This window comes from Pseudomonas sp. B20(2017) (genome assembly GCF_002113125.1).
In the GTDB taxonomy this organism is placed as follows: domain Bacteria; phylum Pseudomonadota; class Gammaproteobacteria; order Pseudomonadales; family Pseudomonadaceae; genus Aquipseudomonas.
In genome coordinates, this window is sequence record NZ_NEJP01000018.1 from 1 (window position 1) to 20,430 (window position 20,430).

General features: G+C 60.7%; 19 protein-coding genes. 5 read left to right on the forward strand and 14 right to left on the reverse strand.

Annotated elements, in window-relative coordinates:
- Positions 1 to 129: 129 nt before the first annotated feature.
- Positions 130 to 1,818: a long-chain-fatty-acid--CoA ligase FadD2 gene (gene fadD2 / locus CAF63_RS23210; protein ID WP_085689311.1), complete on the reverse strand. Its 1,689-nt coding sequence runs from the start codon at positions 1,816 to 1,818 to the stop codon at positions 130 to 132.
- 247 nt (positions 1,819 to 2,065) lie between these two features.
- On the opposite strand from fadD2, the gene CAF63_RS23215 reads away from it, so the two are divergent.
- Positions 2,066 to 3,010, forward strand: coding sequence for an alpha/beta hydrolase (locus tag CAF63_RS23215; RefSeq protein WP_085689314.1), 945 nt, complete (start codon positions 2,066 to 2,068; stop codon positions 3,008 to 3,010).
- 42 nt (positions 3,011 to 3,052) lie between these two features.
- On the forward strand, positions 3,053 to 3,523 hold the full coding sequence (locus CAF63_RS23220; RefSeq protein ID WP_003227420.1) for a MaoC family dehydratase: 471 nt from the start codon (positions 3,053 to 3,055) through the stop codon (positions 3,521 to 3,523).
- A gap of 124 nt (positions 3,524 to 3,647) precedes the next feature.
- On the opposite strand, the gene CAF63_RS23225 is transcribed toward CAF63_RS23220, so the two are convergent.
- Positions 3,648 to 4,115, reverse strand: a complete 468-nt coding sequence (locus tag CAF63_RS23225) for a PA2169 family four-helix-bundle protein (RefSeq protein WP_064598919.1) — start codon at positions 4,113 to 4,115, stop codon at positions 3,648 to 3,650.
- Positions 4,116 to 4,320: 205 nt separating this feature from the next.
- Between CAF63_RS23225 and CAF63_RS23230 the strand changes: the two genes are divergently transcribed.
- On the forward strand, positions 4,321 to 4,557 hold the full coding sequence (locus tag CAF63_RS23230; RefSeq protein WP_003213031.1) for a DUF3820 family protein: 237 nt from the start codon (positions 4,321 to 4,323) through the stop codon (positions 4,555 to 4,557).
- A gap of 30 nt (positions 4,558 to 4,587) precedes the next feature.
- A complete protein-coding gene (locus CAF63_RS23235) occupies positions 4,588 to 5,769 on the forward strand; it encodes an aminotransferase class V-fold PLP-dependent enzyme (RefSeq protein WP_085689317.1) in 1,182 nt (393 codons plus the stop codon).
- Here CAF63_RS23235 and CAF63_RS23240 read toward each other — a convergent pair.
- The 4 genes from CAF63_RS23240 to zwf all read right to left on the reverse strand — a co-directional run bounded on the left by CAF63_RS23240 (position 5,766) and on the right by zwf (position 9,520).
- On the reverse strand, positions 5,766 to 6,482 hold the full coding sequence (locus tag CAF63_RS23240) for an intradiol ring-cleavage dioxygenase (protein ID WP_085689320.1): 717 nt from the start codon (positions 6,480 to 6,482) through the stop codon (positions 5,766 to 5,768). The genes CAF63_RS23235 and CAF63_RS23240 overlap by 4 nt on opposite strands.
- A gap of 188 nt (positions 6,483 to 6,670) precedes the next feature.
- Positions 6,671 to 7,336: a bifunctional 4-hydroxy-2-oxoglutarate aldolase/2-dehydro-3-deoxy-phosphogluconate aldolase gene (locus tag CAF63_RS23245; RefSeq protein WP_064598929.1), complete on the reverse strand. Its 666-nt coding sequence runs from the start codon at positions 7,334 to 7,336 to the stop codon at positions 6,671 to 6,673.
- A 17-nt stretch (positions 7,337 to 7,353) separates the two neighbouring features.
- The gene (pgl, locus tag CAF63_RS23250; RefSeq protein ID WP_085689323.1) at positions 7,354 to 8,067 is read right to left on the reverse strand and encodes a 6-phosphogluconolactonase; all 714 of its coding nucleotides are present in this window, start codon (positions 8,065 to 8,067) and stop codon (positions 7,354 to 7,356) included.
- On the reverse strand, positions 8,054 to 9,520 hold the full coding sequence (gene zwf, locus CAF63_RS23255; protein WP_085689327.1) for a glucose-6-phosphate dehydrogenase: 1,467 nt from the start codon (positions 9,518 to 9,520) through the stop codon (positions 8,054 to 8,056). The genes pgl and zwf overlap by 14 nt, the downstream gene beginning before the upstream one ends.
- Before the next feature lie 226 nt (positions 9,521 to 9,746).
- Here zwf and CAF63_RS23260 point away from each other — a divergent pair, with 226 nt between their 5' ends.
- Positions 9,747 to 10,607 (forward strand): MurR/RpiR family transcriptional regulator, encoded by an 861-nt coding sequence (locus CAF63_RS23260; RefSeq protein ID WP_169842436.1) that lies wholly within the window; start codon positions 9,747 to 9,749, stop codon positions 10,605 to 10,607.
- Between the two features lie 135 nt (positions 10,608 to 10,742).
- On the opposite strand, the gene CAF63_RS23265 is transcribed toward CAF63_RS23260, so the two are convergent.
- The 8 genes from CAF63_RS23265 to CAF63_RS23300 form a co-directional block, all read right to left on the reverse strand.
- Positions 10,743 to 11,597, reverse strand: a complete 855-nt coding sequence (locus CAF63_RS23265; protein ID WP_064383726.1) for a D-hexose-6-phosphate mutarotase — start codon at positions 11,595 to 11,597, stop codon at positions 10,743 to 10,745.
- Positions 11,598 to 11,713: 116 nt separating this feature from the next.
- On the reverse strand, positions 11,714 to 13,060 hold the full coding sequence (locus CAF63_RS23270) for a carbohydrate porin (protein ID WP_085689330.1): 1,347 nt from the start codon (positions 13,058 to 13,060) through the stop codon (positions 11,714 to 11,716).
- Positions 13,061 to 13,192: 132 nt separating this feature from the next.
- Positions 13,193 to 14,353 (reverse strand): ABC transporter ATP-binding protein, encoded by a 1,161-nt coding sequence (locus CAF63_RS23275; protein ID WP_085689333.1) that lies wholly within the window; start codon positions 14,351 to 14,353, stop codon positions 13,193 to 13,195.
- A gap of 2 nt (positions 14,354 to 14,355) precedes the next feature.
- On the reverse strand, positions 14,356 to 15,201 hold the full coding sequence (locus CAF63_RS23280; RefSeq protein ID WP_007951164.1) for a carbohydrate ABC transporter permease: 846 nt from the start codon (positions 15,199 to 15,201) through the stop codon (positions 14,356 to 14,358).
- Complete coding sequence (locus CAF63_RS23285; RefSeq protein ID WP_007951166.1) at positions 15,194 to 16,102, reverse strand: carbohydrate ABC transporter permease; 909 nt, start codon at positions 16,100 to 16,102, stop codon at positions 15,194 to 15,196. The genes CAF63_RS23280 and CAF63_RS23285 overlap by 8 nt, the downstream gene beginning before the upstream one ends.
- A 93-nt stretch (positions 16,103 to 16,195) precedes the next feature.
- Positions 16,196 to 17,497 (reverse strand): ABC transporter substrate-binding protein, encoded by a 1,302-nt coding sequence (locus CAF63_RS23290; protein WP_064598941.1) that lies wholly within the window; start codon positions 17,495 to 17,497, stop codon positions 16,196 to 16,198.
- A gap of 118 nt (positions 17,498 to 17,615) precedes the next feature.
- The gene (locus tag CAF63_RS23295; RefSeq protein WP_085689336.1) at positions 17,616 to 18,875 is read right to left on the reverse strand and encodes an AGE family epimerase/isomerase; all 1,260 of its coding nucleotides are present in this window, start codon (positions 18,873 to 18,875) and stop codon (positions 17,616 to 17,618) included.
- Between the two features lie 104 nt (positions 18,876 to 18,979).
- Entirely contained in the window at positions 18,980 to 20,407 is a 1,428-nt protein-coding gene (locus CAF63_RS23300) for an ATP-binding protein (RefSeq protein WP_178081318.1), read from the reverse strand.
- Positions 20,408 to 20,430: the final 23 nt, after the last annotated feature.

The following is a 20,430-nucleotide window of genomic DNA, read 5'->3' on the forward strand; positions in this document are numbered from 1 at the left end:
GGAGGAGGGGCGAAATCTCCCACGGATCTGTACTGCGCCAACAGTCAGAATCGAGCCTTGTCCCTCCTCCTCCCTTCAAGTACCAGCATACAAGCGAGCCTGCTCGCGATTGCGCTAAGCGCGGTCTATTTATGCGATATCGCGCAACTCCCGCCGCAGGATTTTCCCGACAGGCGTCATCGGCAACGACTCACGCAGCACGATGTGTTTCGGCACCTTGTACGCGGTGAAATTCTCTTTGCAGTAGGCCTTCAGCTCTTCCAGGCTCACGCCGGTTTCCCGCGCCACCACAAACAGCTTCACCGCCTCCCCTGAGCGCTCGTCCGGCACGCCGATCACCGCGCAGTTGGCGACTTTCGGGTGAGCCATCACCACGTCTTCGATTTCGTTCGGGTACACGTTGAAACCCGAGACGATGATCATGTCTTTCTTGCGATCGACGATGCGCACGAAACCGTCCGGGTCGATCACAGCAATGTCGCCGGACTTGAACCAGCCTTCTGCATCCAGCACCTCGGCGGTGGCCTCGGGTTTGTTCCAGTAGCCCTTCATGATCTGCGGGCCCTTGATGCACAGCTCGCCACGCTCGCCCAGGGGTTGCTCGACGCCGTCGTCATTGAGGACCTTCAAGCGGGTGCCCGGCACCGGCAGGCCGACCGTGCCGATCCGAGACAGCTCGCCGTACGGGTTGGTGCAGGCTACCGGCGAGGTTTCGGTCAGGCCGTAGCCTTCGGTGATGCGGCAACCGGTGAGTTGCTCCCAACGCTCGGCAGTGGCCTTGACCAACGCGGTGCCGCCGGAATTGGTGAGTTTGAGCGTGGAGAAATCCAGGGTCTTGAAGTCCGGATGATCCATCAGCGCGACGAACAGGGTGTTGAGCCCCAGCAGTGCCGAAAACTTCCAGTTCTTCAGCTCCTTGATAAAGCCACCGATGTCTCGCGGATTGGTAATCAGCACGTTGTGATTGCCGGACACCATCATGCACATGCAATTCGCGGTGAAGGCATAGATGTGGTACAGCGGCAGCGGCGCGATCATCACTTCCTGACCTTCGCGCAACAACGGCTGACCGTCGCTGCCGAACTGACCAAGACAGGCACGCACCTGCTGCATGTTCGCCACCAGATTGCCGTGGGTGAGCATCGCGCCCTTGGCCAGACCGGTGGTGCCACCGGTGTATTGCAGGACCGCAATGTCGTCCAGGCCGACCTTCAGCGGCTTGATGCCCAGGCCCCGGCCCATGCGCAACGCGCTCTTGAAGGAAATCGCCTGGGGCAGCGAATACGCCGGCACCATCTTCTTCACTTTGCTGACCACGGTGTTGATCAGCCAGCCCTTGGCGGTGGGCATCAAGTCGCCCATCTTCGCTTCGATCAGGTACTGAATGTCGGTGTCCGGCAGCACTTCCTGGACCTTCTGGCCGAACATGTTCAGGTACACCAGCGCCCGGGCACCGGAGTCCTTGAACTGGTGACGCATCTCGCGTGCGGTGTACAGCGGGTTGGTGTTGACCACGATCAGCCCGGCACGGAGGGCACCGAACACGGCAATCGGATAATGCAGGACGTTGGGCATCTGCACCGCGATGCGATCCCCCGGCACCAGGTCGGTGTGGGCTTGCAGATAACCGGCGAACGCGGCGCTCTGGCGCTCCAGCTCGGCATAGGTCAGGGTCACGCCCATGTTGCTGAACGCCGGGCGATCAGCGAATTTCTTGCAGGAACGCTCGAACACCTCGATCACCGACTTGAACTCACCCGCGTCGATGTCCAGGGGTACGCCCGCAGGGCGTTTGTCATTCCAGAAATCAGGTTGCATTGTTCTTGTCCTCTTTACCTGAGCCGATCCGGGGCCGCTTCGCTGTCATTTCTTTCTGTCCCTGAAAAAGCCGAGAGCAAAAAGCGGGCTTCACGGACACTAGCAGCTATGGTCAATCAGGCAAATATGGGCAAGGTCGTCATTGATCGTGTGAATCTTCCTGCCGTGGCGTGAGCTGATCGGACGCGCTATACAATGCAATCTCTGCAATCCCTTGCAACAAAAGCATGCCGCAAAAGGAATCGCCATGATCCACGACACCTTCTGGCTGGACGCGAGTGACCGCAGCCGCCTCTTCGTCAACCTGTGGCTGCCGAACGCGCCGCTGAAGGCGGTGATTCTGCTGGCCCACGGCATGGCGGAACACAGCGCCCGCTACGCTCGGCTGGCAGAGGCGTTCTGCGCTGAAGGCTACGGTGTGTACGCGCCCGATCAGCGCGGTCATGGCAAAACCGCCGATCATGGGACGCTGGGGCATTTCGCCGATGACGATGGCTGGTGCAAGGTGGTCGGTGACCTGGCCAGCCTCAACCAGCACATCGGCCAGCGCCATCCGGGAGTGCCGATCGTGCTGCTCGGGCACAGCATGGGCAGCTACATCGCGCAGGCCTATTTACTGCATCACAGCGCCAGCCTGCATGGCGCGATTCTCAGCGGCTCGAATTTCCAGCCGGTTGCGCTGTACCGAGCGGCCCGGCAGATCGCCCGGTTCGAAAAGCTGCGCCAGGGCGGCAAGGGCCGCAGCGCGCTGATCGAATGGCTGTCGTTCGGTTCGTTCAACAATAAATTCAAACCGGCGCGCACCGCGTTTGACTGGTTGAGTCGCGACCCGGCCGAGGTCGACAAGTACGCCACCGATCCGCTGTGCGGCTTTCGCTGCACCAATCAGTTGTGGATCGACCTGCTCGGCGGGTTGCAGCAAATCAGCAAAGCGTCCAATCTCGCCCAGATTGATCCGGGCCTGCCGCTGCTGGTGATCGGCGGCGAATGTGATCCGGTGAGTGAAGGCAAGCGTCTGACTGATCTGGCCAATGCCTTGCGCGCGGCCGGCAGCCAGAACCTGCAACTCAGGATCTACCCGCAGGCGCGGCACGAATTGTTCAACGAGAGCAACCGCGACGAAGTGACCGCCGATGTGCTGGCCTGGATCGACCAGGCCCTGAGCCATCGCCGGCCGCACCGCAGCGAATAATTTTTTGTGGATTCATTTCATCCGTCACAGGAATTCAGACCCATGACCCAGGTTACCAACATCCCTTACGAAGCCCTCGAAGTGGGCCAGACCGCGAGCTACAGCAAGACTGTCGAGGAACGCGACATTCAGCTGTTCGCCGCGATGTCCGGTGATCACAACCCGGTGCACCTGGACGCCGAGTTCGCCGCCGCCAGCATGTTCAAGGAACGCATCGCCCACGGCATGTTCAGCGGTGCGCTGATCAGTGCGGCAGTGGCTTGCGAGCTGCCGGGGCCGGGCACCATTTATATCGGTCAGCAAATGAGCTTTCAGAAGCCGGTGAAGATCGGCGACACCCTGACCGTGCGCCTGGAAATCCTCGAAAAGCTGCCGAAGTTCCGTGTGCGCATCGCCACTCGCGTATTCAACCAGCGCGATGAGCTGGTGGTGGACGGTGAGGCCGAGATCCTCGCGCCGCGCAAGCAACAGACCGTTACCCTGCCGACGTTGCCGGCGATCAGCATCGGCTGATTTTTTCTGCAAAAAAACAAAGTGGGAGCGAGCTTGCTCGCGATAGGGCCAGACCAGTCAACATCAGCGTTGAATGTCGGTCCATCATCGCGAGCAAGCTCGCTCCCACAGTTTTCAGGGATGCTTACGAGCGGGCGCGAGCCTGGTTACGCAGCGCTTTCACCTGATCGTGATTGCGTTGCACACCATGGTACTGGCGCTCGACCAGATCACGGATACCCACCAGGTTGTGCTTGTTGATCTTCTCGATCGCTTCACGATAAGCCTTCAGGGCGTGATCCTCACCGCGCTCGGCTTCGTTGAGCACCGCTTCTTCGTCCTTGCCGGTGAACATCGCTTTGACGTCGACCCAGCGACGGTGCAGATCACCGCTGACACTGGTCGAGGTTTCCGGATCGCCACCCATCGAACGCACGGCGGCTTGCAGCTCGGCCGCAGCCGTGGCGCAATCGGCAGAGCGCTGCGTGAACAGAGCTTTCAGCTCTGGATGCTTGATGTCTTCAGCGCAGGTCTTGAACCCTTCCTGACCGTCCTTGCTGGTTTCGATCAGGTCGTTGAGGACGGAGATGGCTTCTTTATTCATGTCAGTCATTTTTCAATTCCTTGCGTGGGTTAAAGATGCAAGGAGTGTTGCAGTGGTCATGCCAGCTTTTTATTTTCAATTTAATTGTTAATTTTCAATAAGTTACAAATACAACCAAAATCTGTATGCCTGTTATTTGCATGATCTGTCATTTGGCCTGCATGCAGAATGCCTGTATTTTCCGAAGTGTTTTCAAAGCCAGACGATTCCAACGATGAACCCTGAAAAGCTCGAACTGCTGATCACCCGCGAAATGCCCTTCGGCAAGTACAAGGGCCGGATCATTGCCGACCTGCCAGGCCCCTACCTGAACTGGTTTGCCCGGGAAGGATTTCCCCATGGCGAACTGGGCGGACTGCTGGCGTTGATGCAGGAAATCGATCACAACGGCCTGTCGGAACTGCTAGAACCGCTGCGCGCCAAACATGGCAAACCTGCCCCGCGCCACTGAGGCGTTACCCTGATCCGAGTCGAGTCGACCATGCCCGATAACACCCGCCGCGCCCGAGACGAAGCCTTCTGGCAAACGTTCGCCGACCGTTACGACCGCCACCCAGGCCCCGTGAATCTGGAGAACGGTTACTTCGGGCGCATGTCGCGCACCGTGGTCGAGGAGTACCAGCGCAACATCGAGCTGATCAACAACAGCAACTCGATCTACGTGCGCCAGCGTTTCGAGCAGCACGACAGCCTCGATATCCACGCACAACTGGCCGAGCTGATTGGCGTACGCGCGCAAAGCGTGGCGTTCACCCACAACGCCACTGCCGGCCTGCAATCGCTGATCCGCAACTACAACCGCCTGCAGCCTGGCGATCAGGTGCTGATCTGCGATCTGGAGTACGACACGGTCAAGGGCGCCATGCGCTGGCTGGCGCAGCATCGCGGGGTCGAGGTGATCGAGATCGAGCACGCCCACCCCGCCACCTTCGACAGCCTGCTGGCCACATACCGCGAAGCCTTTATCCGTTATCCGAAGCTCAAGCTGATGGCCCTGACCCACGTCACCCATCGCACCGGGCTGGTGATGCCGGTGCAGGCCATTGCCGCGCTGGCCAAGGAACACGGCGTCGACATCATCCTTGATGGTGCCCATGCCCTTGGTCAGATCGAGTTCGACCTGGAAGCGCTGGGCATCGCCTTCGCCGGTTACAACCTGCACAAGTGGATCGGCTCGCCGCTGACCCTCGGTTTTATCTACATCGCACCGCAGCGCCTGGCCGACATCGATCCGGACATGGGCGAGATGCATTTTCCGGTCGGCGACATACGCTCACGCACGCCCTACAGCACGCCGAACGTTCCGGCGCTGATGACCCTGCCGTTGGTATTCGAGGAACACCGCTCACTGGGTGGCGCCGCCGCCAAAGGCGCGCGGGTGAATTACCTGCGCAACCTGTGGGTCAGCGCCGTGCGTAACCTGCCGGGCATCGAAGTCATGACCCCGGACGATCCGCGTCTGTATTGCGGCATCACCTCGATGCGTTTTACCCGGCATGCCGACCAGCAGGCGATGGTCGAACGCCTGCTCAACGACTACAACCTGTTCACTGTCGTGCGCAACGGCGCAGCCTGCGGGCCGTGCATCCGCGTCACACCGTCGCTGACCACCACGGCGGCGGAGATTCAGTCGCTGATTCTGGCGCTGAATGAACTGCGTTAAACCGTGTACTTGTCGAAGTCCTCAGGCTTGATCTGCGACGACACCGCAAAGGTGTCGATGCCGATCGTGAGGTGACCGAAGTAACCGTCCTCGTGGGATTCGCGGCCGATCGGCCAGACAGTCAAGGTCGAAGCGTCTCCGCCCATATCGGTGTAATAGCTGTCCTGGGCGTTGCACAGCGGCAGCGAGCCGCGCCCGCGATAGGCCTTGGCATTAAGCACGCCACGGGAAACAACCTCCGGGAAATACAGCTGCCCGACCCACGCCACATTACGTTCCTCAAGGTACTCGTTGCCTGAGACGATGCGCACCGCCACATGAATGTGCAGCGCGCGCCCCGCGTAGAAACCCGGATAGATCGTGGTGAAGCGCACCCTGCCCTTGTGATCGCTGAACTGACCGCCGCGCAAATAAGTGTCATCGTCGGTTCGCGGGATCGAGCCAATGTCTTCGACGTCGACTTCCAGATCCGGATTGATCCGACTCCAGCCTGAATAGGCGCCACGCGCGTTGCAATGCCAGATGTCCACCAGTGCACCGCTGACCGGCTCGGCGGTCATGGCGTCGACGATGGTCAGGCGCAGTAGCAGCGGCAGGCCTTCGGCGCCTTCGCTGATGTTGCGGCGCAGCAGTTTGGGATTGCGAAAATATGGCCCGGCGACTTGCTCGGGGGCCAGTTGATAAACCGATGGGGCTGAAGACTGGTTATCCATGACGCGTTCTCTCTTCCATAAGATGAACGCAGGTTAACGCCACGCGCGCAGCCAGGTGCGGTAACTATGTATCTCCAAATAACGTATCTCCAGATAACGAAGTTTTTCGCGGGCAAAAAAAAACGGTGCACCGACCAAGCGCACCGTAAAGCCGTAGAACACACAACGAAGTGTAGGGTTGAAACTGATCAGTCCAGCAGCGCCAACGCCTCGGCGGTGCATTCCTGAATGCGGGCCCAGTCGCCGTTCTTGATCCACTCCGGATCGAGCATCCAGCTACCGCCCACGCACATGACGTTTTTCAGCGCCATGTAGCTCTTGATGTTGGCAGGGCCGACGCCGCCGGTCGGGCAGAATTTCACTTCGCCGAACGGACCGCCAAGGGCCTTGATTGCCGCCACGCCGCCGCTGACTTCAGCCGGGAACAGCTTGAAGCGGCGATAACCCAGGCCATAGCCTTCCATGATGCCGGAGGCATTGCTGATGCCCGGCAGCAGCGGGATCGGGCTCTCAACGCTGGCTTCCAGCAGGTCACGAGTAATGCCTGGGGTAACGATGAATTGCGAACCGGCCGCTTCCGCCGCGGCCAGCATGTTGCGGTCGAGCACGGTGCCAGCACCGGTCACCAGTTCCGGGCGCTGTTCGCGCAGGATCTGGATCGCCTTGAGGCCGAACTGCGAACGCAAGGTCACTTCCAGCGCGGTCAGACCGCCAGCAGCCAGGGCGTCGGCCAGCGGCAGCACGTCCTGTTCGCGGGCGATGGTGATCACCGGCAGAATCCGCGCCTTGGCGCAGAGGCTGTCGATCAGGGCAACTTTGTCCGCCATGGAAACGGTCGGGGATGGAATTGTCATAGCGGCTGTTCCTTGGCTCATGGGCACCAGTAAATCTCTAACGTAGGTTGCAGAAACGCGCGAACCGGCATGGCGGCGACGTCGTTGGATGCCAGTGCGGCATTCAGGGTGGTCAGTTTCGACTGACCGGAAATCGACAGAATCTTGTGCCGGGCCGAGGCCAGCAGGGCGCGACTCATGGTCAGGCGCTGACGCGGCACGCTGGGTGCCAGCATCGGCCAGCAGCGACGGGTGCCGTCGGCTTGCAGGGCTTCGGCCAGGTTCGGGCTGTCGGGGAACAGCGACGCGGTGTGGCCGTCATCGCCCATGCCCAGTACCAGCACGTCGATTGGCGGCAACTCGGCGAGCAAACGATCGGCCTGCTCCGCAGCCTGCTCGACGTTGGCCGCCGCGCTGTAAAGGCTGAGGAACTGCGCCTTGGCCGCCGGGCCCTTGAGCAGATACTGCTTGAGCAGACCGGCGTTGCTGTCGGGGTGTTCGACCGGCACCCAGCGTTCGTCGGCCAGAGTCACGACGACCTTCGACCAGTCCAGTTCCTGCTTGGCCAGGTGCTGGAAAAACGCCACCGGGCTACGACCGCCGGACACCACCAGCACGGCGTTGCCGCGTGCCGCCAGCGCTTCGCTCAATTGCTTGGCGACATTCAGCGCCAGGCCTTCGGCGAGCAGCACCGGGCTCTTGAATTCGTGGGCATTCACGCCCTCGGGCAGTTTCACTTCAGATATCGCCATACCACGACCTCCCGTCCCGCGTGATCAGTGCAATGGAGCTCATCGGCCCCCACGACCCGGCCGCATACGGCTTGGGCGCGTCACCGGATTTTTTCCACCCGGCGATCAGCTGGTCGCACCATTTCCACGCGGCTTCGATTTCATCTTTACGGACAAACAGGTTCTGATTGCCGTTCATCACTTCCAGCAACAACCGCTCGTACGCATCGGGGATCCGAGCGCTGCGCCAGGTGTCGGAAAAATTCAGTTGCAGCGGGCCGCTGCGCAGTTGCATGCCCTTGTCCAGGCCTTGCTCCTTGGTCATCACGCGCAAGGAAATACCTTCGTCCGGTTGCAGGCGGATGATCAGCTTGTTGCTGATCTGCAGGCGCTGCTCGGGGGCGAAGATGTAGTGCGACGGCTCCTTGAAGTGGATGACGATCTGCGACAGTTTCTGCGGCATGCGCTTGCCGGTGCGCAGGTAGAACGGCACGCCGGCCCAGCGCCAGTTGCGGATGTCGGCACGCAGGGCGACGAAGGTTTCAGTGTCGCTCTGGGCGTTGGAATTCGGTTCTTCGAGGTAGCCCGGCACGGACTTGCCTTCGCTGTGCCCGGCGATGTACTGGCCGCGCACCACTTGCGTGGTCAGGCCTTCCGGACTGATCGGCGCCAGGGCCTTGAGCACCTTGACCTTCTCGTCGCGGATGCTGTCGGCGGACAGGTCGGCCGGCGGGTCCATGGCGATCAGGCACAGCAGTTGCAGCAGGTGGTTCTGGATCATGTCCCTCAGCTGACCAGCCTTGTCGAAGTAACCCCAGCGGCCTTCGATACCGACCTTCTCGGCCACGGTGATTTCCACGTGGGATATGTAGTTCTGGTTCCACTGGGTTTCGAACAGGCTGTTGGCGAAACGCAGGGCGATCAGGTTCTGAACGGTTTCTTTGCCCAGGTAGTGGTCGATGCGGTAGGTGCGGTTCTCCGGGAAGAACTGCGCCACGGCGTCGTTGACCTTGCGCGAGGATTCCAGGTCGGAGCCGATCGGTTTTTCCAGCACCACGCGGGTGTTTTCCGCCAGACCGACGTTCGCCAGGTTTTCGCAGATCGCGCCGTACACCGCCGCCGGAGTGGCGAAGTAGGCAATCATGCGTTGCGTGCTGCCGACCAGTTCGGCCAGCGCTACGTAATCTTCAGCCTTGAGGAAGTCGACGTGCAGGTAGGTCAGACGCGCCAGAAAGCGCTCGGCCACGGCCTCGTCCAGCTCTTTGCCCACGTAACGGCGCAGCTCGGCGGCGATGAACGCCAGGTGCTGCTGCTCGGTGCCCGCCTCACGGGCCAGTGCGATAATGCGCGTGTCCTCGTGCAGCAGGCCGGCGCCATCAAGGTGATAAAGGGCAGGAAACAGCTTGCGCAGGGCCAGATCGCCCAAGGCGCCGAACAAGGCGAAGGTGCACGGTTCAACCGTAATCGAAGGCATGATGTTTGTTCTTTTATCAAGTTAAGCTACAAATACCTTTTTTCAAGGCATCACTCAAGGGAAAATGTAGTAATAACCACAACATTTTCGCAAAATACAGATTCCGAGTGGTGGTCGGTCGGAGCCATCAGTAGGATAGGCCACCGTCACGGGCCACATCAAAGGCCCAATTTGCATAGCCGCGCGCTTATCGGCGCCGGTGAATCTAGGAATTCTTATGGACCGCGTGCGAAATTTACTGGAACAGATCCAGAGTCGCCTTGAAGAGCTGAACAAGGCCGAACGCAAAGTCGCCGAAGTGATCCTGCTCAACCCACAGCAGGCCACCCGCTTCAGCATCGCCGCCCTCGCCCAGGCGGCGTCGGTCAGTGAACCGACGGTCAACCGTTTCTGCCGTTCGTTCGGCGTCAGCGGCTACCCCGAACTCAAGTTGCAACTGGCCCAGAGCCTGGCCAGCGGCGCGGCGTATGTCAGCCGCGCAGTAGAAGCCGACGACAATCCCGAGGCCTACACGCAGAAGATTTTCGGCAGTGCGATCGCGTCTTTGGACAGCGCTTGCCAGGCGCTGGACCCGAACCTGATCAGCCGCGCCGTCGACCTGTTGATCCAGGCCCGGCAGATCCACTTCTTCGGCCTCGGGGCTTCGGCTCCGGTGGCGCTGGATGCGCAGCACAAGTTCTTCCGCTTCAACCTGGCGGTCACTGCCCACGCCGATGTGCTGATGCAACGAATGATCGCTTCGGTGGCGCACACCGGCGAGCTGTTCGTGATCATTTCCTACACCGGCCGCACCCGCGAACTGGTGGAAGTGGCGCGCATCGCCCGGGAGAACGGCGCTTCGGTGCTGGGCCTGACGGCAGAGAATTCGCCGCTGGCCAAGGCCAGTACCCTGAGCCTGAACATTCCGTTGCCGGAAGACACCGACATCTATATGCCGATGACTTCGCGGATCATTCAGTTGACGGTGCTGGATGTGTTGGCGACGGGGATGACGCTGCGTCGCGGGGTGGATTTCCAGCCGCATCTGCGCAAGATCAAAGAGAGTTTGAATGCGAGCCGGTATCCGGTGGGTGACGAATTCAACTGAAGATCCGAAGCCCCTCACCCTAGCCCGTTGATCGTTCCCACGCTCCGCGTGGGAATGCAACCCGTGACGCTCCGCGTCACTGGACGCGGAGCGTCCCTAGAAGCATTCCCACGCAGAGCATGGGAACGATCATCGCTAGGCCCCAGCCCAAGCCTGCAAACTCAAATGCGCCTTCTCCCCCGGCGCCAGATGCAGGCTGTCAGTCCCGCCCGCCGCCGCTTCAACACAGACAAACTCCGAGATCTCGTCCCAACTCACGCCCAGCAACGGCCGTGCTCCCGGATGCCACACCACGGTGTCCGCGCTGTCACCGGTATCGATGCACAACTCGCGCTGCCAGGCGTGATCCTTGAGCTGCAATTCGCCGTCGTGCTGGAACACTCGCTGACAGCCACCATCGACCCGCAACTCGCCCTCCTGCTGGCAGACCTCACGGTTCAACTGATCATAACCCTGCGCGCCTTCGAGCCCAGACAGCGCTATCTCACTCACATCGCCAATACGCCAGTAAGCGTGCAAAGCCTGGCTCAACTGGCACGGCATGTCGTCCTGATGCTCGGTGCTCAGGCGCAATTCCATGCGTTCACCCAGGTGTGCGTGCAGGTCTACTTGCCAGTCGCACAGCTGCAATTGCCAATGCAGGCGCACGCCGTCATCGCTGGTGCTGCTGTCGAGCAGTTTCCAGTCCAGCAGTCGCGCCCAGCCATGGGACGGCCACGCGTTTTCGCTCGGGTGACGGCCATACCAAGGCCAGCACACTGGCACGCCGCCGCGAATCGCGCCGACATGCGGCCACTTCGCCGCGCACCACAGCCACGGTTTCTGCCCGCGCGGTTGAAAATGCAGCAATTGCGCGCCTTGGCGACTGAACACCGCCTGACACAGCGGATGATCGATCACCAGCACATCGCGCATCTGATAGCGCTCCCAGGCGAACACCGGTCGCTCGCGCAGGGATTTGAAGAAGCGTTGCAGCGGATGCTCATGCATGGGCCACGGTTCCAGAATCAACTTTCATGGGCTGCGACACCCCTGTCCAAAAAAAAGCGGACAGCCTGGGCTGTCCGCAAATATGCGCACATAGAGAGGAGCTTATCGCAGACGCGTCAGAACGTAGACTGAATTTTCAGGCCTGCGACCAAAGCGTTATCCACTTCATCCACACCGCCCGGATGAGTGATGTATTGCAGGTTCGGGCGTACGGTCAGCCAGTTGGTTACATGGAAGCCGTAGTTGATCTCGTAGTTGTATTCGGTTTCACGAATCGGCGAGAACACCGGATTGTCGTAGTCCGAAACACCGTTGGCGACGTTGAGCAGCTCGGCGTTTTTCTTCACGTCATTGTTGACGTGAATACGTGCCGCACCGATACCGACGTCATCTTTCGGACGTGCGTCGAACGGACCTTTGTACACAAACATCAAGGACTGGTAGTTGTCGATGAAGTTGGTGTCCTTGTCATGGAACGTGGCGTTGGCAGCGATGCTCAGACCACGGCTCTTGTCACCGTTGTGGCTGGTGAGTTGCTGTTGCGCAACGAACCAGTAACCGTGCTTGCTGCTGTGGGTGCGGTAGGCATCACCGGTGGTCGCCGCGTCGAAACCGTTGACGTCTTCGCGAACGTCGTCGGCATCGGCCGTGCTCTTGTAGTAACCGACACGGTATTCGCCCGGCAGGCCGCTCGGGTTAGGCGACCAGACCAGTTCCACTGGCAACACAGTGCCTTTGGTGCCGCTGCCGCTCAGCTTGAAGCCGTTGCCGTGTTCCAGTTGCGACGGGTTCTGGTTGTACGCACCGATCTGCGCATACAGCTCGTCGTTGATGTTGTACTTGACGCGAATGGCCGCCTGGCTGACCGGCCAGTTGTACCAGATGTTGGTCGCCCAGTTGCCCACTTGCGAACCGCAGAACGCCAGGTTCTGGAAGTCGCACGGGAAGGTGTTGAAGTCTTCGCCTTCGCCGAAGTAACCGGCCTTGACGTCGAGTTTGTTGTCGAAGAACTGGTGTTTGATCCACAACTGGGTCAGACGCACCATGTGGCCACGACCGTAGACTTCCTGCGAGGAGCTAAGTGTGCCGGCACGCGGATCGCCAACACGATCGTTGGAAATGTTTTCGCCATTACGGTTGGTCAGCTGGATCTTGGCCTGGGTGTTGTCCCAGCCCCACAGTTTTTGCAGGTCCAGCGCCACGCCCAGACCGAACTGGTCGGAGTAACGCGCCGTCTTGTCGTTGTTGTAGCCGCCGTGAAGGTTGCCGCCCACCTCACCGACGTAGTCCATCTTGATGTCGATACCCTGCTCGATCAGCTTGGTACGTTCGCCACCCCAGTCCCCGGTCATCCACTCCGAATCGGAGCTGAACGCGTCAGCTGCGTGGACGCTACCGGCCAGCATCATTGCCGCAACCGCTGACAACTGGCCGATTCGCTGAGCGTTGTTGTTCTTCTTCATCCCTACATCCTCGTTTTATTGTTATTAACTGTTCTTCTTATCTAACGCGGTTTACATCTGATGCGGCGCGCGACAGGCCACGCACCGCGTGCTCCCTGCGGAAACGGGCGAGCCCGCTCCCACATTTGTTGATCAGCGACCCTTGAACTGGGCCACGTTTGCGCTGTGCGACTCGGTTTTCGGCAGGCCCGCAACCCCAAGGCGCTCACCGGACTTGGCGTCGAACAGCAGCACTTTCGACGGATCGAATTGCAACGTCAGGGTTTCGCCCACCTGCGGCGCCACGTCCGGCGCCAGACGGCAGCAGACCTTGGTGTCGTTGAGGTTGACGAACACCAGGGTGTCCGGACCGGTCGGTTCGGTGACCTGCACTTCAGCCTTGATGCTCGGCAGGCCGTTGCCCTCGCCGTTCGCCAGCGCAATCTGCTCAGGACGCAGGCCGAGGATGACTTCGCGGTCTTCGAGACCGGCGTCCTGCATCGCCATCGGCAATTCGCAGCGGGCCTGGCCGCTGTCGAGCAGCGCCACCAGACGGCCGTCCTTGCGTTGCAGGCGCAGCGGGATGAAGTTCATTGGCGGCGAACCGATGAAGCTCGCCACGAACAGGTTGGCCGGGTCGTTGTAGATCTCCTTCGGCGTACCGAACTGCTGGATGATCCCGTCCTTCATCACCGCCACTTTGTCGCCCAGCGTCATTGCTTCGATCTGGTCGTGGGTCACGTAGACCGTGGTGGTTTTCAGGCGCTGGTGCATCAGTTTCATTTCGGTGCGCATCTCGACGCGCAACTTGGCGTCGAGGTTGGACAGCGGTTCGTCGAACAGATAGATCTTCGGTCGACGCGCCAGGGCACGGCCCATCGCCACGCGCTGTTGCTGGCCGCCGGAGAGCTGGCCCGGCTTGCGATTGAGCAGGTGCTCGATCTGCAGCAACTTGGCCACGCGGGCAACTTCTTCATCGATCGCCGACTGGCTCATCTTGCGGATTTTCAGACCGAACTCGATGTTCTCGCGCACGCTCATGGTCGGATACAGCGCGTAGGACTGGAACACCATGGCGATGTCGCGATCTTTCGGGCTCATGCCGCTGACGTCCTGGTCACCGATCATGATCGCGCCGCCGGTGATGGTTTCCAGGCCGGCGATGCAGTTCATCAGGGTCGACTTGCCACAGCCCGAAGGCCCGACGAGGATCAGGAATTCACCGTCCTTGATCGACAGTTCGATGTTCTTCAGGGTGTCCGGCAGGCCGGTACCGTAGGTCTTGTTTACATTGCGAAGTTCAAGCGTAGCCATGATTACCCCTTGACTGCGCCGGCCGTCAGCCCGCGCACGAAATACTTGCCTGCGACCACATAGACCAGCAGGGTCGGCAGCCCGGCGATCATCGCCGCCGCCATATCCACGTTGTATTCCTTGGCCCCGGTGCTGGTGTTGACCAGGTTGTTCAGCGCCACCGTGATCGGTTGCGAATCACCGCTGGAGAACACCACGCCGAACAGGAAGTCGTTCCAGATCTGGGTGAACTGCCAGATCAGGCAGACCATGATGATCGGCGTCGACATCGGCAGGATGATCTGGCGGAAGATCGTGAAGAACCCCGCGCCATCGAGACGCGCCGCTTTGATCAGCGCATCCGGAATGCTCACGTAGTAGTTACGGAAAAACAGCGTGGTGAACGCCAGACCGTAGACCACATGGATGAACACCAGGCCTGTGGTGGTGCTCGCCAGCCCCATCTTGCCGAGGGTGAACGACGCCGGCAGCAGCACGGTCTGGAACGGCAGGAAGCAGCCGAACAGCAACAGGCCGAAGAACAGTTGCGAACCGCGGAAGCGCCAGAACGACAGCACATAACCGTTCAACGCACCGATGGCGGTGGAGATGATCACGGCCGGAACGGTGATCTTGATCGAGTTCCAGAAGTAGCCGTCAACGGTGGCCCAGGCTTTCACCCAGCCGATGCCGCTGACCACGGTCGGCCAGCTCAGCAGGTTGCCGGTGGAGATGTCTTCCGGGGTCTTGAAGCTGGTCAGCAGCATGACCACCAGCGGGACCAGATACAGCAGGACCGCAAGGATCAGCACCGCGTAGATCGCGATGCGACTCAGGCTGATGGCCGGTTTGGAGGCGAGACTAGTCATGACGCTTGGTCCTCAGCTCGGAGTACAGGTAAGGCACGATGATCGCGAGGATCGCACCGAGCATCAGGATTGCACTGGCCGAGCCCATGCCCATCTGTCCACGGCTGAAGGTGAACGAGTACATGAACATCGCCGGCAAATCCGAGGAATAACCCGGGCCGCCGGCCGTCATGGCCGCCACCAGGTCGAAGCTCTTGATCGCGATGTGCGCCAGGATCATCACCGCACTGAAGAACACCGGACGCAGGCTTGGCAGCACCACTTTCCAGTAGATGCGCGGCATGCTTGCGCCGTCGATCTGGGCGGCACGGATGATCGATTGATCAACGCCACGCAGACCGGCGAGGAACATCGCCATGATGAAGCCCGAAGCCTGCCAGACCGCCGCGATTACCAGGCAGTACACCACGCGATCCGGGTCGATCAGCCAGTCGAGACGGAAGCCTTCCCAGCCCCAGTCCCGCAGCAATTTGTCCAGGCCCATGCCCGGGTTGAGCAGCCATTTCCACGCAGTACCGGTCACGATCATCGAGAGCGCCATCGGGTACAGGTAAATGGTGCGGATAAAGCCTTCGCGACGGATTTTCTGGTCGAGGAAAATCGCCAGTGTCACGCCGATTACCAGGGTGATGCCGATGAACATGCCGCCGAACACGGCCAGGTTCTTGCTCGCCACCCACCATCGGTCGTTGTCGAACAGGCGCTCGTATTGCGCCAGCCCTGCCCACTTGTAGTTCGGCAGGAAGGTCGACGTGGTGAACGACAGGACAAACGTCCAGAGGATATAGCCATAGAAGCCCACCAGAACGATGAACATGCTCGGCGCCAGCACCAGTTTCGGTAGCCAGCGCTGCAATGCGTCGAACGGCGAGGCCTTGCTGAACACAGCAACAGAACTCATGGGAAGATCCAGTAAAGAAGATGAAGGACCGCTGCAAGCTGCAGGCTTCAGGCCGATGCGCGACCTGAAGCTCGCAGCTGCTCTACGCTGACGTTACTTGGCAGCCTTGATGGCAGTGCCGAGTTTCTTGGCAGCGTCGGCCGGGTCGGCTTTCGGGTCGTTGATGTAGTTGGTCACGACATCAAAGAACGCACCCTGCACCGCCAGCGTGGTCGCCATGTTGTGCGCCATGCTCGGTTGCAGGCCGCCGCTCTTGGCGTCTGCCAGGAAGTCCTTGGCAGCGGTCTGGGCGCAGGAGTCGAAACCGTACTTGCCCATGTCGGCGAGCATGTCGTTACGCACCGGGATCGAACCCTTGTTGATGCTGAAGACTTTCTGGAAGTTTTCACCCAGCACGACTTTGGCGATGTCCTGCTGACCGGCCGCGGTGCCCGCGTCCTTCTGCTTGAACACGGCCAGCGAGTCGATGTTGTAGGTGAACGCCTTGTCGGTGCCCGGGAACGCTACGCACTCGTAGTCCTTGCCGGCGACTTTCTTGGCGGCGGTCCATTCGGACTTGGCCCAGTCACCCATGATCTGCATGCCGGCCTTGCCGTTGATGACCTTGGCCGCTTCCAGGTTCCAGTCCTGGCCTTTGCCGTCCTGGTCCATGTAGGTCGCGACTTTCTTCAGCTCGGTCAGGGCCTTGACCATTTCCGGGCCGGTCAGGGCAGCGTTGTCCAGGTCGACCAGGGCTTTCTTGTAACCATCAACGCCCATCACCGACAGCACGACCGCTTCGAACACGGTGCTGTCCTGCCATGGCTGACCGCCGTGAGCCAGCGGGATGAAGCCCGCCGCTTTCAGCTTGTCGCCGGCGGCGTAGAATTCTTCGAGGGTGGTCGGGGCTTTTTCGATACCGGCTTTCTTGAAGACTTCCGGATTGATCCACAGCCAGTTCACGCGGTGAATGTTCACCGGTACGGCCACGTAATCACCTTCGAACTTCACGGTGTCGGAGACTTTCTTGTCGAGCAGGCTGTCCCACTTCTCGGACTTGGAAACGTCTTTCAGGACGTCAGTGTCGAGCAGACCGGTCGACGCCCATTCCTGGATGTCCGGGCCTTTGATCTGGGCAACGCCTGGCGGGTTGCCGGCTACCGCGCGGCTTTTCAGCACGGTCATGGCAGTCGCACCGCCACCGCCGGCGACAGCGCCGTCTTTCCAGGTGAAACCGTCTTTCTCGACTTGTGCCTTGAGCACATCGACGGCAGCTTTTTCGCCACCGGACGTCCACCAATGCACGACTTCCACCGAACCTTTGGATTCGGCAGCGGAAACACTCAGCGGCAGCACAGCGAGCGGGAACAGGGAGGCGACAGAAATGACAGTAGCGAGGCGAGAAATCGCATTCATCTGAGATGTACCTTTCTTGTTGTTATGCATGCAAGTCTGGTGCTTGCGCTGCACACGAGTTTAAACAGAGCGTTTCCCCTCGCAGGTAACGAAGGGACGCGCGAATGTCACCACATGGTTACACAGGAACGCTTCGGGACAGGTGTGCCAGAGCACTGGCCATGCTCGGCGCCAGCGGCAGTCGCGGAATCAGAACGGCCTGCCAGGCGTGGTACAGATCCGGTTTGCCGGCCCAGATATCGGCACTTGGGCGGTTCTGCGGATCGAGTTCGTGGTGCCAGCTGCCGTCGCAGCGGTCGATGAAATGCGTTTCGCAAAATTCCCAGAACAGGCGATACCAGCTTTCGTATTGCGCATCGCCGGTGCGCTTGAGCAAGGCACTGGCGGCAGCGCTGGCCTCGGCGTGAGTCCAGTGCAGGCGATGGCGCACCACGGCTTTGTTGTTCCAGTCGAGGGTGTAGACAATGCCCGGCGCACCATCGACATCCCAGCCATGGCGGCAGTTTTGTTCGAACAGCTTTTGCGCGTCGGTGGCCAGCCAGCCGGGCGTGAGCATGCCAGCCTGAACCCGCGCGGCTTCGAGGTGCAGCAACAGCCGCGCCCACTCGAAACCGTGGCCCGGCGTGGTGCCGTAGGGACGGAAACCGTCGGCCGGATTGTCATGGTTGTATTCGCGCAGCGGTTGCCAGTCGCGGTCGAAATGCTCGATCACCAGATAATCGTTGGCGGCGGCGTGACCGTGAATCACCCGCTCGACGATGCGCTGCGCACGCACCAGCCAGCGCGGGTCTTCAGTGACATCGGCCAAAGCAAGGAACGCTTCGGTGGCGTGCATGTTGCTGTTGGCGCCGCGATAGGCTTCCTCTTCGCTCCAGTCGCGATTGAAGAATTCGCGCATGGCGCCCTCTTCTTCGCTCCAGAAATAGGTGTCGATGATGTCGATGGCGTCATCCAGCAAAGCCTGGACGCCGGGGCGTTGCGCGACCAGAGCGGAACTCGCCGCGAGGGCGACGAAGGCGTGCAGATAAGCGTTCTTGCCGGTGTTGCCGTCACGGTGTTCAGCGACGGCGAACCAGCCGCCGTGCAGTGCATCGCGCAACGGGCCGCGCAACGCCGCAATGCCGTGATCGACCAGTTCGGCGAATCCCGGCAGGCCCTGAATATGGGCCATGGCGAAGCTGTGGGTCATGCGCGCGGTGTTCATGGTTTCGGCCAGCGCGCCGGCTTGAAGCTGGCCGCGCTCATCGAGATTGCCGAAGCCTTCGGGCAACCGTGAAGCCTTGGCAAATGCCAGCAGGCGCAGGCCTTCATCGGCGAGCCATTGCTGGTGGGCAGGGGCGTTCAGCCAACTGCTGAAACCCGGATTGAAGTGATCCATGGGTGGCCTTTTTTGTTGTTATGACTGCGGGCAGTCTAAACAACGGGCCGAGGGGAGCTTGTAACGAAGGGGGCAGGTTTTGTCACAGACCGGTGACATTGAGATCAATCCGCCGAGCGCGGCAATTGCAGGGTCACGCGCAAGCCACCCTCACGCAGATTCTGCAACGTCACTTCTCCACCATGGCTATGGGCAATGTTGCGGGCGATCCCCAAACCGAGACCGTACCCCTGCTGCTGCCCCGCCAACCGGAAGTGCGGCTCGAACACCTGCTCCAGCCGTTGCTCCGGCACACCTGGCCCTTCATCGTCGACGTGCAGCACGAATGCGCTTTCGTCGTCGTCGATGTGCAGATGGGCGTTCTGCCCGTACTTCAACGCGTTGTCGATCAAATTGCCGATGCAACGCTTGAGTGCCAGTGGCTTGCCCGGATACGCCGCCAGCGCCCGCCCCTGCTGGGTCACACGACCGTTGCCGTTGGGCGCCAGATACGGTTCCACCAGACAGTCGAGCACATGGTTCAGGTCCACCGGTTCGATGTTTTCGTGGATGTCGGTGTCTTTCACGCATTGCAGCGCGCCTTTGACCAGCAGCTCCAGCTCGTCCAGATCACGGCCGAACTTGGTCTGCAATTTTTCGTCTTCCAGCAGTTCGACCCGCAAACGCAAACGGGTGATTGGCGTGCGCAGATCGTGGGAAATCGCGCTGAACAACTGGCTGCGCTCAGTCAGATAACGGCTGATCCGCTCGCGCATGGTGTTGAACGCGCGCCCCACTTCGACCACTTCACTGCCACCGCCCTCGGCCACCGGCTCGACGTCGGCGCCCAGCGACAAGTCCCGCGCCGCCCGCGCCAGGCGCTTGAGCGGCCGACTCTGCCAGTGCACCAGCAGGCCGATGAACAACAACAGAAAACCGCTGGTGAAGACGATGAACCACACCTGCTGAGTCGGCAGGCCCTGTTCTTCAAGACTGGTGTAGGGCTCGGGCAGCAGCGAGGCAATGTACAGCCATTCACCGGGCGCCAACTGGATCTGGGTCACCAGCACCGGCGGATTCACCGGTTCCAGGGTTAGCGCGTAATGCGCCCAGGAGCGAGGCAACTCATCGAGTTTCAACCCGGCGTTGAAGATCCGTAAGTCATCGGGGCTGACGAAGGTCACCAGAATGTCGGTGTCCTGGCCCAGCGACTGGCGCAGCACTTCGTCCACCGCTTTCAGCACCGCGGCCTTGCGCGGTGTCACCGGCAGCACGTCCATGCCCAGCGGTTTGTCATTCAGCGTCACTACAAAACGCGTGCCGCCCATGCTGCGCAATTGATCGAGCACCAGCGGCCGATAGGCCACCGGCAACGAGCGGAAGTAACTGACGCTGGCGGTCATCGAATGGGCGAGGCTGCGGGCGCTGGTGACCAGGCCTTCGAGCTGGGTCGCGCGCAACTGGGAAACCCAGATCACGCTGGACAGCGTCTGGGCGAACAACACCGCGAGCAACGTCAGCAGCAACATCCGCCCAAGCAGCGAACGCGGCATCGGCACTTTGCGCGCGGTGGTGC

Excerpts from the sequence above, each read along its gene's own strand:
- CAF63_RS23235 (WP_085689317.1), top strand. The coding sequence starts at position 4,588 with ATGCCCGATAACACCCGCCGCGCCCGAGACGAAGCCTTCTGGCAAACG.
- CAF63_RS23295 (WP_085689336.1), bottom strand. The coding sequence starts at position 18,875 with ATGGATCACTTCAATCCGGGTTTCAGCAGTTGGCTGAACGCCCCTGCC.
- CAF63_RS23270 (WP_085689330.1), bottom strand. The coding sequence starts at position 13,060 with ATGAAGAAGAACAACAACGCTCAGCGAATCGGCCAGTTGTCAGCGGTT.
- CAF63_RS23230 (WP_003213031.1), top strand. The coding sequence starts at position 4,321 with ATGAACCCTGAAAAGCTCGAACTGCTGATCACCCGCGAAATGCCCTTC.
- pgl (WP_085689323.1), bottom strand. The coding sequence starts at position 8,067 with ATGGCGATATCTGAAGTGAAACTGCCCGAGGGCGTGAATGCCCACGAA.
- CAF63_RS23265 (WP_064383726.1), bottom strand. The coding sequence starts at position 11,597 with ATGCATGAGCATCCGCTGCAACGCTTCTTCAAATCCCTGCGCGAGCGA.
- fadD2 (WP_085689311.1), bottom strand. The coding sequence starts at position 1,818 with ATGCAACCTGATTTCTGGAATGACAAACGCCCTGCGGGCGTACCCCTG.
- CAF63_RS23245 (WP_064598929.1), bottom strand. The coding sequence starts at position 7,336 with ATGACAATTCCATCCCCGACCGTTTCCATGGCGGACAAAGTTGCCCTG.
- CAF63_RS23220 (WP_003227420.1), top strand. The coding sequence starts at position 3,053 with ATGACCCAGGTTACCAACATCCCTTACGAAGCCCTCGAAGTGGGCCAG.
- CAF63_RS23290 (WP_064598941.1), bottom strand. The coding sequence starts at position 17,497 with ATGAATGCGATTTCTCGCCTCGCTACTGTCATTTCTGTCGCCTCCCTG.
- CAF63_RS23225 (WP_064598919.1), bottom strand. The coding sequence starts at position 4,115 with ATGACTGACATGAATAAAGAAGCCATCTCCGTCCTCAACGACCTGATC.
- zwf (WP_085689327.1), bottom strand. The coding sequence starts at position 9,520 with ATGCCTTCGATTACGGTTGAACCGTGCACCTTCGCCTTGTTCGGCGCC.
- CAF63_RS23275 (WP_085689333.1), bottom strand. The coding sequence starts at position 14,353 with ATGGCTACGCTTGAACTTCGCAATGTAAACAAGACCTACGGTACCGGC.
- CAF63_RS23280 (WP_007951164.1), bottom strand. The coding sequence starts at position 15,201 with ATGACTAGTCTCGCCTCCAAACCGGCCATCAGCCTGAGTCGCATCGCG.
- CAF63_RS23215 (WP_085689314.1), top strand. The coding sequence starts at position 2,066 with ATGATCCACGACACCTTCTGGCTGGACGCGAGTGACCGCAGCCGCCTC.
- CAF63_RS23240 (WP_085689320.1), bottom strand. The coding sequence starts at position 6,482 with ATGGATAACCAGTCTTCAGCCCCATCGGTTTATCAACTGGCCCCCGAG.
- CAF63_RS23300 (WP_178081318.1), bottom strand. The coding sequence starts at position 20,407 with ATGCCGCGTTCGCTGCTTGGGCGGATGTTGCTGCTGACGTTGCTCGCG.
- CAF63_RS23285 (WP_007951166.1), bottom strand. The coding sequence starts at position 16,102 with ATGAGTTCTGTTGCTGTGTTCAGCAAGGCCTCGCCGTTCGACGCATTG.